This window comes from Nocardiopsis sp. MT53, from assembly GCF_019598965.1.
In the GTDB taxonomy this organism is placed as follows: Bacteria; Actinomycetota; Actinomycetes; order Streptosporangiales; family Streptosporangiaceae; genus Nocardiopsis; species Nocardiopsis changdeensis.
Map to the genome: position 1 here is coordinate 4,000,471 of NZ_CP080599.1, position 15,418 is coordinate 4,015,888.

Sequence of the window (15,418 nt, forward strand, 5' to 3'; positions counted from 1 at the left end):
TGGCGCACCGGCCACCGGATTCCGCGTACTGCTAGTGTCCGGGCATGACCGCTTCACCCTCAACCTCCGCGGCGCCCGTCACCCAGGCCCTGATCCTGGCCGGCGGGCAGGCCACCCGGCTGCGGCCCTACACCGACACCCGCCCCAAGGCGATGGTGGAGGTGGCCGGACGGCCCATCATCGACTACCAACTCGAATGGCTGACGGGCCACGGCGTCGAGCACGTCGTGGTCTCCTGCGGGTACAAGGCCGAGGTATTGCGCGAGTACCTGGCCTCCCGCGACGGCGGCCCCGAGATCACCCTCCTGGTCGAGGACGAACCCCTCGGCCGGGGCGGCGCCCTGCGTTACGCCTCCCAGGGGCTGCCGGCGCAGGACGCGCCCTACTTCGCACTCAACGGGGACGTCCTCACCTGGTTCCCGCTGGACGAGATGACCGCCCACCACCGGGCCAAGGGCGGCCTGGCCACCCTGGCGCTGGCCCAGTTCCGCACCACCTGGGGCATCGTCGACGTCGACGGCCAGGACCGGATCGAGGGGTTCACCCAGAGCCCGCTGCTGCCGGTGTGGATCAACGCCGGCGTGTACCTGTTCGAACCCGGCATCACCCCGCTGCTGCCGGTCAAGGGCGACCACGAGTCGTCCACCTTCCCCGACCTGGCCGGGCAGGGGCGGCTCACCGCCTACCGCATCAGCGGGTTCTGGCGCGGGGTGGACACCGCCAAGGACGTCAAGGAGGCGGGGGAGGAGATCACCGCCATGCGGCAGGGGGCCTGACCCCGAACCGGGCTCGGGGCGCCGGGGAGGCGGTCGGTATCGTCGCCTTCGTGACGAACAACGGTTTCATCCTCTCCAGCGCCCCCAACTTCCGCGATCTCGGCGGCCACCGGACCGCCGGGGGAGGCACGGTCCGCCACGGCCTGCTGTACCGCTCCGACGCCCTGCACACCATCTCCGAGCCGGACCTGCCGGTCTACAACGGCCTGGGCATCCGCCAGCTCATCGACCTGCGCACCGCCCACGAGCGGGAGAGCCTGCCGGACATCACCCCCGAGGGCGCCGCCTACACCGCCATCTCGGTGCAGGACCCGACCGCGGCCGGGGCGAACTTCTCCCAGGCCCTGCTGGACCGCGAGCGCGCCCGGGCCATGTTCGCCGACGGCGCCGCCGAGCGCTTCATGTTCGGCGTCTACCGCGAGCTGGTCACCGACGGGGCCGCACTGACCGGCTACCGCGACCTGGTCGAGCGCGCGGCCGAGGGCCCGACGGCCCTGGTCTTCCACTGCAGCGCCGGCAAGGACCGCACCGGGTGGGGCGCGGCCCTGCTGCTCACCCTGCTGGGCGTGGACCGGGCCGCGGTGGTCGCCGACTACCTGGCCAGCAACGAGCGCCAGGAGAACACCGACAAGTGGATGCGCATGCTGTCGGAGCACAGCGGCCTGGAGTGGGAGGAGGTCGTGCCGATGACCAGGGTGCGCGCCGAGTACCTCCAGACCTCGTTCTCCCACATCGACGAGGTGTACGGCTCCTTCGACGGCTACGTCTTCGACGGGCTGGGCCTGTCCCGGGCCACGGTGGACGCCCTGCGCGCCCGCATGGTCGCCTGACCCGCGCCTACAGGGCGTCGAGGCGGCGGCGCAGGTCGGCGCCGTCGGTGGCGGCGTCGAGCACGTCGCCCAGCTCGGCCAGGACCGAGGCCCTGTCGCGGCCCCGGTCGAGCAGCCGCCGCGCGGCCGACCACAGCTCGGCGGGGCGCCCGGACCACAGCCGCTCGGCCAGCCGCTCGTGCCGGTCCAGCGCCCGCTCCCGGTCCGGGTCGTCGCCGGTCACCGGGCGGTACCAGTGGTCCTGTCCGGTGGAGTGGCGGCCGCTGGGCGGGGTGGCCGCCTCGTACTCGCCGAAGTGGTCCAGCCGCAGCAGCGCCCGGCGGCCCCGCGGGGTCGCCGGGTCGAACTCCTCGGGGGCCCACGAGATCAGGTCGCTGGCCAGCAGCGGGAACGCGAACATGCGCCGGGCCAGCGCCGAGAAGTCGCCGTCGGGCAGCAGCCTGCGCACCGCCTCCTGGCGCAGCCCCAGCGGTCGGGCGGGGTCCCGGTAGACCCTGGTGAACTCGGCGGTGGACTCCCACACCGCGTCCAGGGTCGCCCCGACGGCGACCTCGGGCAGGCCGGTGCGCGGACCGGCCCAGCGCACCCAGGCCGCCAGCACGTGGGGCATGGCCTCCTGCTCCTCGGGCAGCAGCACCACCCGGCCGGGCAGCCAGCGCAGCAGGAACGCCTCCACCTTGCGGGGGCTCACCCGGGTCGGCCGGCCGGCGTCCACGTCGCAGCCGTAGGCGATGATGTGGTCGGCGCAGCGGCTCGCGGTGTAGGAGTCCGACAGCTCGGCGGCCTCGTCGGAGGACAGGAAGCGGGCGGCCAGCACCGCCCGGCGGTCGCGCCGCCACACCGGGACGCCGTCCTGCGCGTCCCGGCCGCAGGGCTCCGGCAGTGTCCGCACCCGGGCGTTGGCCAGGGCGAAGTGCGCGGCCAGGGAGCCGCCCGCCAGGTCGGCGGCGGTGGGGCCGGCCGGCAGCGGGGCGGCGTCGGCGCCCCCGCCCGCGATCACCCGTTCGGTCACGCGCAGGGCGCGGACCAGGCGGCTGCGGGCCTGGGCGGGGTCCAGTTCGGCGAACCGGGTGAACTCGTCGGCGGCGGCCCGCTCCCGGCACCCCTGGAGGAGCTTCTCGACCTTGGTGGTGACCCAGGCGTCGCGCAGCACCCCGCCGGCGTTGTGGTCCACCACCAGGATGAGCGCGTGCTCGGGGACGGCCGCGGCTTCGCCCTCCCCGCGGCCGAACACGCACACCACGTCGTCGGTGTCCCCGAACAGGTCGCTGTTGACGTAGGCGCCCAGCGGTACGACCCGGCCCAGCTGGGACGCCCACTCGGGGACCTGGAGCCCCTGCTCGCGCAGCGCGATCATGCCCTGCTCGGCGAGGAGGCGCAGGCCGGGCGTGGTGCCCAGAGCGGCGACCGCGGCCAGCACGCCCAGTCCGGCGGGCTTGCCGGAGGCGGCGGCGTGGGTGATCAGGCCCTCGCCGAGCACCCGCTCGACGTCGAGCCCGGGCACGCGCTCGCCCCACCAGGTGCCGAGCAGCTCACTGAAGGCGAGCTCGGCGTCGAGGGGGTGCCGCATGGCGAGCATCGCCCTGGCGGCGCGCAGCATCTCGTCGAAGGCGGCGCCGGGAACCGGTTCGGGGTTCGCGGATGAGGGAGGTGTAGGGGAGGGCACGGTCCGAGCGTATGACAGCCGGGGGCCCGTGATTCACGGTCCGGGGGTTTCACCCGGTTCCTCCCGGCGCGTCCGCCGCTCCGGAAAGGGGAGCGGGGCGTGCCCGGCCGGGCACGCCCCGCTCGCCGCGGGTCGGGCGGATCACCGTGGCCGGGGAACCACCCGGTGGCCGGCGAACAGGGTCGGCCCCTGGGCCCGGGCGGCCGCTTTGGCCGCTTTGCGCGCGCCCTGGGAGGGCGGCACCGAGTTGACCATCGCCTCCAGGTGCTCGCGGGCGATGCGTTCGACGAGGTGCGGCGTGACCGCGATGCCCAGGTGTTCGGCGCAGTTCCAGGCGTCGCTGACGCACCGTTCGACGCAGCGGTGGGACAGACCGTTGAACTCGTCGTGCAGACGAGCCGAGATCCGTCGGAGATCCTGGACCGGGAAGGTCTGGAGCATTCTCGCTCACACTCCTGGTTGGTGATGGCCTGGACGGTGACCTCCACCCATTCCACTTGTTCTGAGCGGGCTGTCAACCCCTCTCCCGGCACGCTGTTGATAAAACCTGAGGTGGGCATCGTTTACTCGGACACCACCATCACCCCAGGTCAACAAGGCGAAAAGGACGTTTCGGGCATATAACGGAGCTGTTTCCAAGCTATGATCCCAAAGCGGACAAGTATCCCGATGCCTGGGAATTCGGGAGAAAACTCCTGTGGAAAACCAATGGTCTCCTCGTACGAGGTCCGCCGGTGGCCTACTATTTACCTCCCCGTCCGTGCGGGGCCCGCTCCCCGCGGGCCGTTGCGCCCGGACGGGCGTGTCCTATGCTTGAGCCGTGACAGCGGCCGAGAGGAGTCGTGGGAGTGACTCCCGAGGGCCGTGGAGCCCCCCGATCCCCTTTCGGCACCGCGCCGCGGATTCACATCACCCCCGCGCGGTCCGGTCCCCGGGACGAGGGGTCCGTGTGCTCGGTCGGTCGGGTCGGGAAATCCGAGGGTTCAGCGGAGGTGTCGAGCAGGTGAGCGCCGAGACGTCCATTCCTCCGCCCCGTTCCGACGGCGACGCCGTTCCGGACGACGCGGTCCGCGCACTTCTGGACGATTCCCCCATCGGATTCGCCCTGATGGATTCCACCGGGCGGATCATCGCCGCGAACCGCCTGGTCGCCGAGGTGCTCGGCCGCGCCCCCGAACTGTGCCCGGGGCACGAGCCCGTCGAGCTGATGCGCGCCTGCGGCGTCCCGGCCGCCGGGTCGGCGGTCGCCGAGCGCGCCGAGGACCGGGTGGTCCGCGTCCGCCACCGCACCGACGACGGCCGGCTGTGGGACCTCACCTGGTTCCCCGTCGTCGACCCCGTCACCGGCGACCCCCGGCTCGCCCTCATCGCGATCCGCGACGGCGGCGGCGTGCACCGCGACGAGCAGCGCCTGCGCGCCCTGCTCCAGATCGGCAACCAGGTCGTCTGGACCGCCGACGCCCGGGGCGAGGTCCACGAGGACAGCCCGCAGTGGCGCAACATCACCGGCCAGAGCACGCAGGACTACCTCGGCCGCGGCTGGCTCGACGCCCTGCACCCCGACGACCGGGCCTCCGTCGAGCGCGCCTGGGACGACGCCGTCCTGGACGGCACCCCGTTCGACGCGCTGTTCCGGGTGCGCACCCGCTCCGGCGGCTACGACCACTTCCGGGCCCGGGCCAAGCCCGTGACCGAGGGCGGGGCGCCCGTCGAGTGGGTGGGCAGCCTCGTGGACGTCACCACCGAGCGCGAGGCCGACGAGCTGCGCCGCCGGCTCAACCAGCAGCTCAGCGAGGCGGCCATGCGCACCGCCCGCCTCCAGCAGGCCACCTCCGACCTGGCCGAGGCCCTCACCGTCGACGAGGTCGTCGCCGCCATGTCCGAGATCGGCCGCTCCGGCGTGGGCGCCGACCACATCAGCGTGGTCCTGCTCGACCGCAACGGGGCGCGGCTGGACACCGTCGCCGCCGCCGGGGCCCATCCGCTGCCCCGCGCGTCGTTCCCGCTGGGCCACCCCGAGATCAGCGCGCTCGCCATCGCCGAGCGCGCCCCCCGCACCGCCGCCGACCCGGCCGGGCTCGCCGCCCTCCTGGAGGACGCGCCCGCGGTCGAGGAGCTGGTCCGCCTCACCCCCGAGCGGGCCTGGGCCGCGCTGCCCATGATGGTGGCGGGCCGCCCCATCGGGGCGCTGCGCCTGGCCTTCACCGCGCCGCGCGAGATCGGCGACGAGGAGCGCGTGTTCCTGGAGGCCCTGGCCGGGCAGTGCGCCCTGGCCATCGGCCGGGCCGCGCTCTACGAGCAGGAGCACAACACCGCGGAGGAGCTCCAGCGCAGCCTGCTCCCCGAGGAGCTGCCCGACGTGCGCGGGGTGCGCCTGGCCGCGTACTACCGGTCCGGCTCCCGCCACGTCCAGGTCGGCGGCGACTGGTACGACGCCTTCCCGCTGCCCGACGGGCGCATCGCCGGAGTGCTGGGCGACGTCATGGGCAAGGGCATCCCGGCCGCCGCGGGAATGAGCCGCATCCGCAACGCGTTGCGCGCACTGGCGTTCTCCATGCCGGAGCCCGCCGACGTCCTCACCGGGCTGGACCGCATGTTCAGCGCCACCGAGGCCATGGACCAGGTCACCACCCTGGTGTACTTCGTCCTGGACCCGGTCACCGGCCAGCTCGACCTCAGCAACGCGGGGCACCTGCCGCCGCTGGTCGTGGCGGGCGGGACCCGGCCCTCACTGCTGGACACCGACCCCGACACACCGCTGGGGATCACCTCCGTGCGAGGACACCACAAATTCTTCGTCCAACCCGGTAACACCGTCGCCCTCTACTCCGATGGACTGGTCGAGAACCGCAAACGGTCCGTCGACTCCGGGCTCGAGGAGCTCGTCGACGTGGCGTCCTCGGCTCCACCGGAAGTGGTGGGCGATCCACAGCAGATGCTGGAGTACCTTGTTGAGAGCATGCTCGAAGGGTATGAGCAGGACGATGACGTCACTCTGCTCGCCGTCCAGCTCCCGGTGATCGAGTCCGTCGCCGACCGTTGAGTCGCGTACGGAGGAGGACACCGTGGGGAGGAGCGGTGGACCGTACGAACAAGTCCATTCCTTTGCCTACAGTGAAGAAGCCGTTCCGCCCCGCACGGGGGTGATTCCGCGCAGCCGCCCGGAGAGCCGACCGCTCACCGTGCGTCTCCTGCGGGGAATGATCTCCGAGAGCGCATACGCTTGAAAGACAAACGGCTTCCCCGCCCCGGCGGGGACGATCCCAGGCCGCAGGTGGGAGAGGGCGCGGTGCCCGGTCCCGGCCAGGCGGACCACCGGGTCCGACAATCTCGCCACACGTCCGTTCGAGAGGTGTTTGTGTCATCTGCCAGTTCGACTCGCTCGAAGCAGTCCGAGTCACTGCAAGAGCCCGTCATTCAGCAGCTGATCGAGCGTGGGCGGTCCCAGGGCTATCTTGAGCCCGAGGACGTGCGCCGTGCCTTCGAAGAGGCCGAAATCCCGATGTCGCAGGCGCAGTCCGTGCTCCGCAGCCTCGCGAAGGAGGGCGTGACCGTACTCGTCCCCGAGTCCGCGTCCTCCCGGCGCAAGACCACGCGGCGCAAGACGACGGCCACGCGGTCCACCACCTCGACCAGGTCCACCAAGGTCACCACGACCTCCACCACGGCCCGGACCGCCAAGCCGGTGCGCGCCGCGGCCGCCCAGGAGCAGCCGGAGACGGTCACCGCCGTCGTCGACTCCGCCGAGGCCGCCGCCGACAAGAAGGCGCCCGTCCGCAAGGCCGCCGCCAAGAAGGCGACGACCGCGAAGAAGACCACCGCGGCCGCCGCCAAGAAGACGGCCGCGCCCAAGAAGGCCGCCGTCGCCAAGGACCCCGCCGCGGCCAAGAAGACCGCCGGCCGCAAGACCGCGGGCAAGAAGGACCTGGAGCTCGCGCCGGAGGCGGACGCGGACGCGGAGGACTTCGACGAGGACGACCTCGACGACCTCGAGCACACCGGCGCCGAGCTGGAGCTGGTCGAGGACACCGCCGAGGAGGTGCCGGAGAAGGAGCTCAAGCCGGCCCGCCCCGAGGCCGTGGGCTCCCCGGTCAAGACCGGGAACGAGGACGAGTCCTTCGTTCTGTACGACGATGACGACGACGCCCCCGCCGCGCAGGTGGTGGCCGCCGGCGCCACCGCCGACCCGGTCAAGGACTACCTCAAGCAGATCGGCAAGGTGCCGCTCCTCAACGCCGAGCAGGAGGTCGAGCTCGCCAAGCGGATCGAGGCCGGCCTGTTCGCCGAGGAGAAGCTCGCCGAGGAGGCCGACGGCCTCTCCTTCGAGCTGCGCGACGAGCTGGAGTGGATCGCCGAGGACGGCGGCCGCGCCAAGAAGCACCTGCTGGAGGCCAACCTCCGCCTGGTCGTCTCGCTCGCCAAGCGCTACACCGGCCGCGGCATGCTCTTCCTGGACCTGATCCAGGAGGGCAACCTGGGCCTGATCCGCGCGGTGGAGAAGTTCGACTACACCAAGGGCTTCAAGTTCTCCACGTACGCCACGTGGTGGATCCGCCAGGCGATCACCCGCGCGATGGCCGACCAGGCCCGCACCATCCGCATCCCGGTGCACATGGTCGAGGTCATCAACAAGCTGGCCCGCGTCCAGCGCCAGATGCTCCAGGACCTGGGCCGCGAGCCCACCCCGGAGGAGCTGGCCAAGGAACTCGACATGACCCCCGAGAAGGTCGTCGAGGTGCAGAAGTACGGCCGTGAGCCGATCTCCCTGCACACCCCGCTGGGCGAGGACGGCGACAGCGAGTTCGGCGACCTCATCGAGGACTCCGAGGCCATCCAGCCGGGCGAGGCGGTCAGCTTCACCCTGCTCCAGGAGCAGCTGCACTCGGTGCTGGACACCCTGTCCGAGCGCGAGGCCGGCGTGGTCTCCATGCGCTTCGGCCTGACCGACGGCCAGCCGAAGACTTTAGACGAGATCGGCAAGGTCTACGGGGTCACCCGCGAGCGCATCCGGCAGATCGAGAGCAAGACGATGTCCAAGCTCCGCCACCCGTCGCGCTCCCAGGTGCTCCGCGACTACCTGGACTAGGCCGTCCGGAGTGCATCGCGGCCTGAGACGGCCTGAACCCGTGTGCCCTTCCGTTCGCTGAACGGGAGGGCACACGGGTTCCGCGGTGCCTTCGTCGGTCGACGGGTGTGGCGACGCCCGCGTTCCCGCACCATCGGCCGGCCCGTTCCCACACGCGCCGACCTGACCGGGTACCGCCCGGCCGCGGTGGATTCGATCCCAGGTGTTCCGTCGTCCATCCGACACCGCCCATGCTCGCGCAGTGCCTGTAGGTGCGGGATAAAGTCGCGATGCCGGTTCGTTATCTCACGCAGAGCGACGGAGCGGTCCCCGGTCCCCCGGTCCCTCCGGCTCAGTCGCGCACGACGACGTCGAGGACCCGCGGGGCCCCGGCCTTCGCCTCGGGCGTCTCCACCGTGTGCCCCAGGTCCCGCAGCGCCGCGGCCAGCTCCGCTACGCCGGCCGCCTCGACCCCCTCGGCCAGCAGCGACCGGGCGATGTCGCCGCGGGTGGCCTTGGCCATGTGGCTGACCACCGAGCGCCGGACCTCCGAGCCGACGACCCGCTCGCGCAGCACCCGCACCGACACCAGCCGCTCGGCCGCGGCGCCCCGGGGCTTGAACGCGGCGGTGTAGGTCGCCGACCGGCAGTCCACGAGCAGCCGGTCCCCGGCCAGTTCCCCCAGCGGTCCGGCCATGGCCCTGCGCCAGTAGGCGCCCAGCCCGCCCAGCGGCGGCAGCTTCACACCCATCGACAGCCGGTAGGGCGGCAGCGCGTCGTCGGGGCCGACCACGCCCCACAGCCCGGAGAAGACCAGGACCCGCTCCCGGACGCGGCCGGGGTGCTCCCGGAGCAGTTCGGGCAGGCCCAGGCGGTCGTAGAGGACGCCGGTGTACAGGTCGGCGGCGCGCAGGGTCGGCGCGGTGGCCGCGTCCAGGTCGCGCTTGACGGCGTCGGCCTGTCCCGGGGTGAGCCCCAGCACCTCCAGCGCGGTGTCCTCCGGGCCCGAGCACAGCTCCTCCAGCGCCGCCAGGACCTCCCGGCGGGCGGGGGCCAGTGCGGGCAGCACCAGGGACTCCGGGTCCACGGCGGGACCGGTGCCGGAGGGGGCCTTGCCCTCGGACGGCGGCAGCAGGATGAGCATGGTCGAACGGTCTCCAGGTTCGATCGGGGTGGTCGGTCCACATGCTAGGGCGTGGCGGGCGCCCCGGCGGCCGGGGCGGGCCCGCGGCCCGCTAGGATCGCCGCTTCCGGAGAGAGGGAGGCGGCGGGCGTGCACGAGTGGGCGGCGCGGGTGGCGCGGGACTGGCCGGCGTTCGAGGTCGTCGAACGGGGCGGCTGGCGGTTCGGCACCGCGGAGGGGGTGACCAAGCGCGCCAACAGCGCCGTGCTCCTGGCACCCGGCGCGGACCCGGCCGAGGTCACCGCGTTCTACCGGGAGCGGGGGCTCACCCCCTGCGCCCAGGTGTGGCCGGGGCAGGAGGAGGCGGACGCGCGCCTGGAACGGCACGGCTACGCGGTGGTGGAGCCCACACTGGTCCTGGCCCGGGAGCCGCTCGGGCGCCCGCGGGCCCCGGGCACCACGGCGGTCGCCGCCGCGCCCGGCGCCGACTGGCTCGCCCACGGCCCGGCCCGGGTGGACGTGGTCGCCCGCATCCTGGGCGGGACCACCGCGCTGTACGGGACCGCCCCCGGCGGCGCGGGCCGGGGCTGCGCGGTGCTGTCGGGGCGCTCGGCGGCGGTCTGCGCCATGGTCACCGCCCCCGGGGCCCGGCGCCGGGGCGTCGCCTCGGGGATCCTGGCCGACCTGTTGGCCGCGGCCCATGACAAGGGCGCCACCGATGCCTACCTGTGCGTGGTGACGGAGAACACGGCGGCGCGCCGCCTCTACGAGGGCTTCGGGTTCACCGAGGTGTCCGCGTACCACAACCGCGTCCTGGCCTGAGGCCGCTCCGCGGTCCGGGCACACGACGGGCGGCGGTCCCCTGTCGGGGGCCGCCGCCCGTGTCCGTGCGGTGCGACCGGCGCTACTTGTCGTCGTTGAGCTTGTCGGTCTCGTCGTGGATGTCCGAAGCGATCTTCCGGAGGGAATCGTCGTGCTTGCGCATGTGGTGCGCGCAGAACAGCAGCTCGCCACCGGAGTTCAGCAGCACCCGGACGTAAGCCTGTGCACCACAGCGGTCGCAACGGTCAGCAGCCGTCAGCGGCTGGGTGGGGGCAAGGGTTCCAGTCACTTCGCCATCCTCAATACTCGGCGTCGGTCACCTCAGACAACATCTAACCCGACCCAGACGTTCCCAACCCGGGGCCGTGTACGCCGACAGCGGAATCCGCCTGATTGGTGCCTGGAGATCTCCCTTTGGGGCCTTTGTGGCCGCTCGTCGTTTCTACTCCTTGGTGTACCCCCTGAACGCCCGACGCATCCCCGGAAAAGGGGAGTATCCAGGTCGCATCCACCGGAGGTGGTAGTCTCGCGCGGGGCAGGACCGTTCCGGCCGCCGCCGACCCCGCTCCCCGCGGTGTTCCCGGTCGCCGCCGGCCCGCCCCGGGCGACCGTCCGGCACCGCCGCCGGACCCGTACGAACCCGCCCGAACCCTCCCCGGCGTACGAGGTGAACCGACCCGTACGCCGTGGCCTGGCCCTTTTCGTCGGTGCGGCGCGGTACAAAGGGCACGCACCGCATCCGAGCCCCGATGGCCCTCAAGACGCAGGAGATGTCCGAGTGACCGCCTTGACCGCAGCCGTCCACGACCCCGAGGACTATTCCGCCCGGCACCTGTCGGTCCTCGAAGGTCTTGAGGCGGTGCGCAAACGGCCGGGCATGTACATCGGCTCCACCGACAGCCGCGGCCTCACCCACTGCATGTGGGAGATCATCGACAACTCCGTCGACGAGGCCCTGGGCGGCTTCTGCACGCGTATCGACGTCGTCCTGCACAACGACGGCTCGGTGTCGGTGGCCGACGACGGCCGCGGGATCCCCGTCGACATCGAGCCCAAGAGCGGGCTCTCCGGTGTGGAGCTGGTCATGACCAAGCTGCACGCCGGCGGCAAGTTCGGCTCCGGCTCCTACACCGCCTCCGGCGGCCTGCACGGTGTCGGCGCCTCCGTGGTCAACGCCCTGTCCGCCCGCGTCGACGTGGAGGTCGACCGCCAGGGCCACACCCACGGCCTCTCCTTCCGCCGCGGCATCCCCGGGCGCTTCGCAGGGGCCGGGCCCGACGCCGAGTTCACCGCCGTCTCGGGGCTGGAGCAGTTCCGCAAGATCGCCAAGAAGCTCACCGGCACCCGCATCCGGTTCTGGCCGGACATGCAGATCTTCATCAAGGGCGCCGAGATCGCCCGGGAGTCCCTGCTGGAGCGGGCCCGCCAGACCGCCTTCCTGGTGCCCGGGCTCACCATCTCCGTGCGCGACGAGCGCGTGGAGGGCGAGGAGCAGCCCTTCGAGGAGGAGTTCCGCTTCGACGGCGGGATCAGCGAGTTCTGCACCTTCCTGGCACCCGACGACGCGGTCAGCGACGTGCTGCGCATCCAGGGCAGCGGCAACTTCACCGAGACCGTCCCCGTGCTCGACGACGCCGGGCACATGGTCCCCGCCGACGTGGAGCGCCGGCTGGACGTGGACGTCGCGCTGCGCTGGGGCACCGGCTACGACACCACGGTCCGCTCCTTCGTCAACGTCATCGCCACCCCCAAGGGCGGCACCCACATCACCGGGTTCGAGCGCGCCCTGGTCCGGGTCATCAACGACCAGCTGCGCGCCGTCAAGCTGCTCAAGAACAGCGACGACCCGGTCACCAAGGACGACACCCAGGAGGGGCTCACCGCGGTCGTCACCGTCCGCCTGCCCGAGCCCCAGTTCGAGGGCCAGACCAAGGAGATCCTGGGCACCTCCGCGGCCGCCCGCATCGTCTCCCAGGTGGTCGGCCGGGAGCTGCGCGAATTCCTCACCTCCACCAACAAGGCGGACAAGGCCAAGGCCCGCACCGTCATGGAGAAGGTGGTCAACGCCGCCAAGGCCCGCCTGGCCGCCCGCCAGCAGCGCGAGACCCAGCGGCGCAAGAACGCCCTGGAGAACTCGGCGCTGCCCGCCAAGCTGGTGGACTGCCGCAGCGAGGGGCTGGACCGCAGCGAGCTGTTCATCGTCGAGGGGGACTCGGCGCTGGGCACCGCCAAGCTGGCCCGCGACTCGGAGTTCCAGGCGCTGCTGCCCATCCGCGGCAAGATCCTCAACGTGCAGAAGTCGTCGGTCGCCGACATGCTCAAGAACGCCGAGTGCGCCGCCATCATCCAGGTGATCGGCGCCGGGTCCGGCCGCAGCTTCGACCTCGACGCCGCCCGCTACGGCCGGGTCATCCTCATGGCCGACGCCGACGTGGACGGCGCGCACATCCGGTGCCTGCTGCTCACCCTCATCTACCGCTACATGCGGCCGATGCTGGAGGCGGGCCGGGTGTTCGCCGCGGTCCCGCCGCTGCACCGCATCGAGCTCACCAACACCCGCCGCAAGCGGGGGGCCAAGCCCGAGGACAAGTACATCTACACCTACTCCGACGCCGAGCTGACCCGCACCCTCCTGGACCTGGAGAAGCGCGGCATCGCCTGGAAGGAGCCGGTGCAGCGCTACAAGGGCCTGGGCGAGATGGACGCCGACCAGCTGGCCGAGACCACCATGGACCCGCGGTACCGCACCCTGCGCCGCATCCGGGTGGAGCAGGCCGAGGAGGCCGCGAACGTGTTCAACCTGCTCATGGGCAACGAGGTCGCGCCGCGCCGCCGGTTCATCCAGCAGGGCGCCCAGGAGCTCGACGTCGCCCGCATCGACGCCTAGCCCCCGCGGCCGCCCCCGCCCGCCACGGCCCCCTCGGCCCCGGTCCCGGACACTCCGGGGCCGGGGCCGTCCGGGTCAGGCGGGCGGGGCCCAGACGCCCTCGCCGAGGAAGCGGTCGATGGCGTCGCGGTACGGGGCGGGGTCCAGCCCCCGCTCGGCCACCCAGGCGTCGTTGTAGTAGCTGTGCCGGTAGCGCTCGCCGCCGTCGCAGATCAGGGTCACCACGCTGCCCCGGCGCCCTTCGTCGAGCATCCGGGCCACCAGGTGCCACACGCCCCACAGGTTGGTCCCGGTGGATCCGCCCGCCGACAGGCCGGTCCGGTCGTACAGGTGGCGCATGGCGGCGATGCTCGCGGCGTCGGGCACCGGCATCATCAGGTCGATGACCGACGGAACGAAGCTCGGCTCCATGCGCGGGCGGCCGATCCCCTCGATGCGCGAGGGCATCCCCGTGCCGTAGTCCGCGGCGCCGGTCACCCACCCCGGGAAGAACGCCGAGTTCTCCGGGTCCACCACCGCCAGCCGTGTGTGCAGCCGCTTGTAGCGCAGGTAACGGCCGATCGTCGCCGAGGTGCCGCCGGTGCCGGCGCCCACCACGATCCAGTCGGGGCACGGGTGCCGCTCCATCGACAGCTGCTCGAAGATCGACTCGGCGATGTTGTTGTTGCCGCGCCAGTCCGTCGCCCGTTCGGCGTAGGTGAACTGGTCCATGTAGTGGCCGCCGCTCTCCGCGGCCAGCCGCTCCGCCTCGGAGTACATGTCCGGCGGGGAGTCCACGAAGTGGCAGCGGCCCCCGTAGCGCTCGATCAGGGCGATCTTCTCCGGGCTCGTCCTGCGGGGGATCACCGTGACGAAGTCCAGGCCCAGCAGCCGTGCGAAGTACGCCTCCGACACCGCGGTGGAGCCGGAGCTGGCCTCCACGATCGTGGTGCCCTCGTCGATCCACCCGTTGGCCAGCCCGTACAGGAACAGGGACCGGGCGAGCCGGTGCTTGAGGCTGCCGGTCGGGTGGACCGACTCGTCCTTGAGGTAGAGGTCGATGCCCCATTCGGGGGGCAGCGGGAACACGTGCAGGTGCGTGTCGGCCGAGCGGTTCGCGTCCGCGATCACCTTGCGGACCGCCTCGTCGGCCCAGGAGCGCCGCGAGTCGCTGCATCGGTCCACCCAGGGGGTGCCGTCGGGGTCTGTCGGAGGTGCCATGACCAGCAGGGTAGCGGGCGGGCACGGCGAGGCCCCCGGGACTCCGCGTCCCGGGGCCCTCGGCGGGGTGCGGCCCTCAGTCGAGCGAGCCGCCCGACATCACCGCGTGCATGCGGCGGTAGGTGGCCGCCTCCTCGTGCCTGCTCTGGCGTTCCAGGGTGCGGGCGAGCGCGATGTGCGCCCAGTGGTCCACCGGGTCGAGCTCGATGATCCGGCGGAACGTCCGCTCCGCCTTGTTCAGCTGCGCGGAGTGGAAGTAGGCGCGGCCCAGGAGCTCCAGCAGGGAACGGCTCTCGGGCTCGTCCTCCACGGCCGGCTCCAGGGTTCTGGCCGCGTAGATGGGGTCGCCCAGCTCCATGAACATGCGGGCGCGGTTGAAGATGTCGTACGTGCTCTCTTCCACGAGTGCTCCTCCCGGCGGCACGGGGGCCGTCATCGGGTCGAACGGTCGGGGGGACGACCGCATTCCCCTAGTTGATCCCCGGTCACCGGGGGCGCACACGCCCGCGGGCCCCCTCAGAAGTCGACGGGGGAGAGCCGGCCGGTGTCCACGTCGTAGACCGCCCCCGCCACCGGCAGCCCGGCGGGCAGCAGCGGGTGGTGGCGGATGCGCTCCAGGTCGTGCCGCAGCGCCCCCAGCTGGTCGTTGTCGGTGTGGAAGTCCAGGCTGCGGGTGTCCACCCCGTACTCCTCCATGATGGTGTCGTGCACCGCGTCGTCGCTGGGGACGGACGCCATCTTGCACCTGGTGTGCGGCATGACCAGCACCCGCTCCACTCCCAGCAGGTACACGGCCAGCACCAGGGTCCGCAGGGTGTCATCGGTGACCCGGGCGCCCGCGTTGCGCATGATCTTGGCGTCGCCGGGCTTGAGGCCCAGCAGGTCCAGCGGTTCGATCCTGGAGTCCATGCAGGTCACCAGGGCCAGGCCGCGCGCGGCGACGGGCTTGAGCCCGGCCAGTGAATACCGGGCCGCGTAGTCCTCGTTGGCGGCGATGACGTCGTCGAACGCGCCGCCCGCCGGGCCGCTCGTGCTGTCGTTGCTCATGA

At 72.3% G+C, this 15,418-nt stretch carries 13 protein-coding genes; 6 read left to right on the top strand and 7 right to left on the bottom strand.

The features are described 5' to 3' along the window. The first annotated feature begins 44 nt into the window (after positions 1–44). Positions 45–776 carry a nucleotidyltransferase family protein gene (locus K1J57_RS17890; protein ID WP_220559704.1) on the top strand — a complete coding sequence of 244 codons (732 nt, stop codon included), beginning with the start codon at positions 45–47 and terminating at the stop codon, positions 774–776. A 50-nt stretch (positions 777–826) separates the two neighbouring features. Next, a complete protein-coding gene (locus K1J57_RS17895; protein ID WP_255646407.1) occupies positions 827–1,606 on the top strand; it encodes a tyrosine-protein phosphatase in 780 nt (259 codons plus the stop codon). Positions 1,607–1,613: 7 nt separating this feature from the next. Here the strand turns inward: K1J57_RS17895 and K1J57_RS17900 are convergent, their stop codons facing one another. Further along, positions 1,614–3,206, bottom strand: coding sequence for a hypothetical protein (locus tag K1J57_RS17900; RefSeq protein WP_220565622.1), 1,593 nt, complete (start codon positions 3,204–3,206; stop codon positions 1,614–1,616). Positions 3,207–3,413: 207 nt separating this feature from the next. Next, on the bottom strand, positions 3,414–3,713 hold the full coding sequence (locus tag K1J57_RS17905; RefSeq protein ID WP_220559706.1) for a hypothetical protein: 300 nt from the start codon (positions 3,711–3,713) through the stop codon (positions 3,414–3,416). A gap of 562 nt (positions 3,714–4,275) precedes the next feature. On the opposite strand from K1J57_RS17905, the gene K1J57_RS17910 reads away from it, so the two are divergent. Together K1J57_RS17910 and K1J57_RS17915 are read left to right on the top strand one after the other, a co-directional pair. Continuing rightward, a complete protein-coding gene (locus K1J57_RS17910) occupies positions 4,276–6,315 on the top strand; it encodes a SpoIIE family protein phosphatase (RefSeq protein WP_220559708.1) in 2,040 nt (679 codons plus the stop codon). 426 nt (positions 6,316–6,741) lie between these two features. Then, a complete protein-coding gene (locus K1J57_RS17915) occupies positions 6,742–8,358 on the top strand; it encodes an RNA polymerase sigma factor (RefSeq protein WP_370634436.1) in 1,617 nt (538 codons plus the stop codon). Positions 8,359–8,689: 331 nt separating this feature from the next. On the opposite strand, the gene yaaA is transcribed toward K1J57_RS17915, so the two are convergent. Then, entirely contained in the window at positions 8,690–9,481 is a 792-nt protein-coding gene (yaaA, locus tag K1J57_RS17920; RefSeq protein WP_220559710.1) for a peroxide stress protein YaaA, read from the bottom strand. Between the two features lie 129 nt (positions 9,482–9,610). On the opposite strand from yaaA, the gene K1J57_RS17925 reads away from it, so the two are divergent. Then, a complete protein-coding gene (locus tag K1J57_RS17925; protein WP_220559711.1) occupies positions 9,611–10,282 on the top strand; it encodes a GNAT family N-acetyltransferase in 672 nt (223 codons plus the stop codon). 82 nt (positions 10,283–10,364) lie between these two features. On the opposite strand, the gene K1J57_RS17930 is transcribed toward K1J57_RS17925, so the two are convergent. Next, positions 10,365–10,571 carry a hypothetical protein gene (locus K1J57_RS17930; protein WP_220559712.1) on the bottom strand — a complete coding sequence of 69 codons (207 nt, stop codon included), beginning with the start codon at positions 10,569–10,571 and terminating at the stop codon, positions 10,365–10,367. 489 nt (positions 10,572–11,060) lie between these two features. On the opposite strand from K1J57_RS17930, the gene K1J57_RS17935 reads away from it, so the two are divergent. Further along, on the top strand, positions 11,061–13,169 hold the full coding sequence (locus K1J57_RS17935; RefSeq protein WP_220559713.1) for a type IIA DNA topoisomerase subunit B: 2,109 nt from the start codon (positions 11,061–11,063) through the stop codon (positions 13,167–13,169). Positions 13,170–13,244: 75 nt separating this feature from the next. On the opposite strand, the gene K1J57_RS17940 is transcribed toward K1J57_RS17935, so the two are convergent. The 3 genes from K1J57_RS17940 to K1J57_RS17950 form a co-directional block, all read right to left on the bottom strand. Next, complete coding sequence (locus K1J57_RS17940) at positions 13,245–14,369, bottom strand: PLP-dependent cysteine synthase family protein (protein ID WP_255646408.1); 1,125 nt, start codon at positions 14,367–14,369, stop codon at positions 13,245–13,247. A 76-nt stretch (positions 14,370–14,445) separates the two neighbouring features. Next, complete coding sequence (locus K1J57_RS17945; protein ID WP_220559714.1) at positions 14,446–14,772, bottom strand: tetratricopeptide repeat protein; 327 nt, start codon at positions 14,770–14,772, stop codon at positions 14,446–14,448. Positions 14,773–14,885: 113 nt separating this feature from the next. Continuing rightward, positions 14,886–15,416, bottom strand: a complete 531-nt coding sequence (locus K1J57_RS17950; RefSeq protein ID WP_220559715.1) for a carbonic anhydrase — start codon at positions 15,414–15,416, stop codon at positions 14,886–14,888. Positions 15,417–15,418: the final 2 nt, after the last annotated feature.

Bases quoted from the DNA above. Each gene is read 5' to 3' on its own strand.
- K1J57_RS17890 (WP_220559704.1), top strand. From the start codon at position 45: ATGACCGCTTCACCCTCAACCTCCGCGGCGCCCGTCACCCAGGCCCTG.
- K1J57_RS17900 (WP_220565622.1), bottom strand. From the start codon at position 3,206: ATGCTGCGCGCCGCCAGGGCGATGCTCGCCATGCGGCACCCCCTCGAC.
- K1J57_RS17905 (WP_220559706.1), bottom strand. From the start codon at position 3,713: ATGCTCCAGACCTTCCCGGTCCAGGATCTCCGACGGATCTCGGCTCGT.
- yaaA (WP_220559710.1), bottom strand. From the start codon at position 9,481: ATGCTCATCCTGCTGCCGCCGTCCGAGGGCAAGGCCCCCTCCGGCACC.
- K1J57_RS17940 (WP_255646408.1), bottom strand. From the start codon at position 14,369: ATGGCACCTCCGACAGACCCCGACGGCACCCCCTGGGTGGACCGATGC.
- K1J57_RS17950 (WP_220559715.1), bottom strand. From the start codon at position 15,416: ATGAGCAACGACAGCACGAGCGGCCCGGCGGGCGGCGCGTTCGACGAC.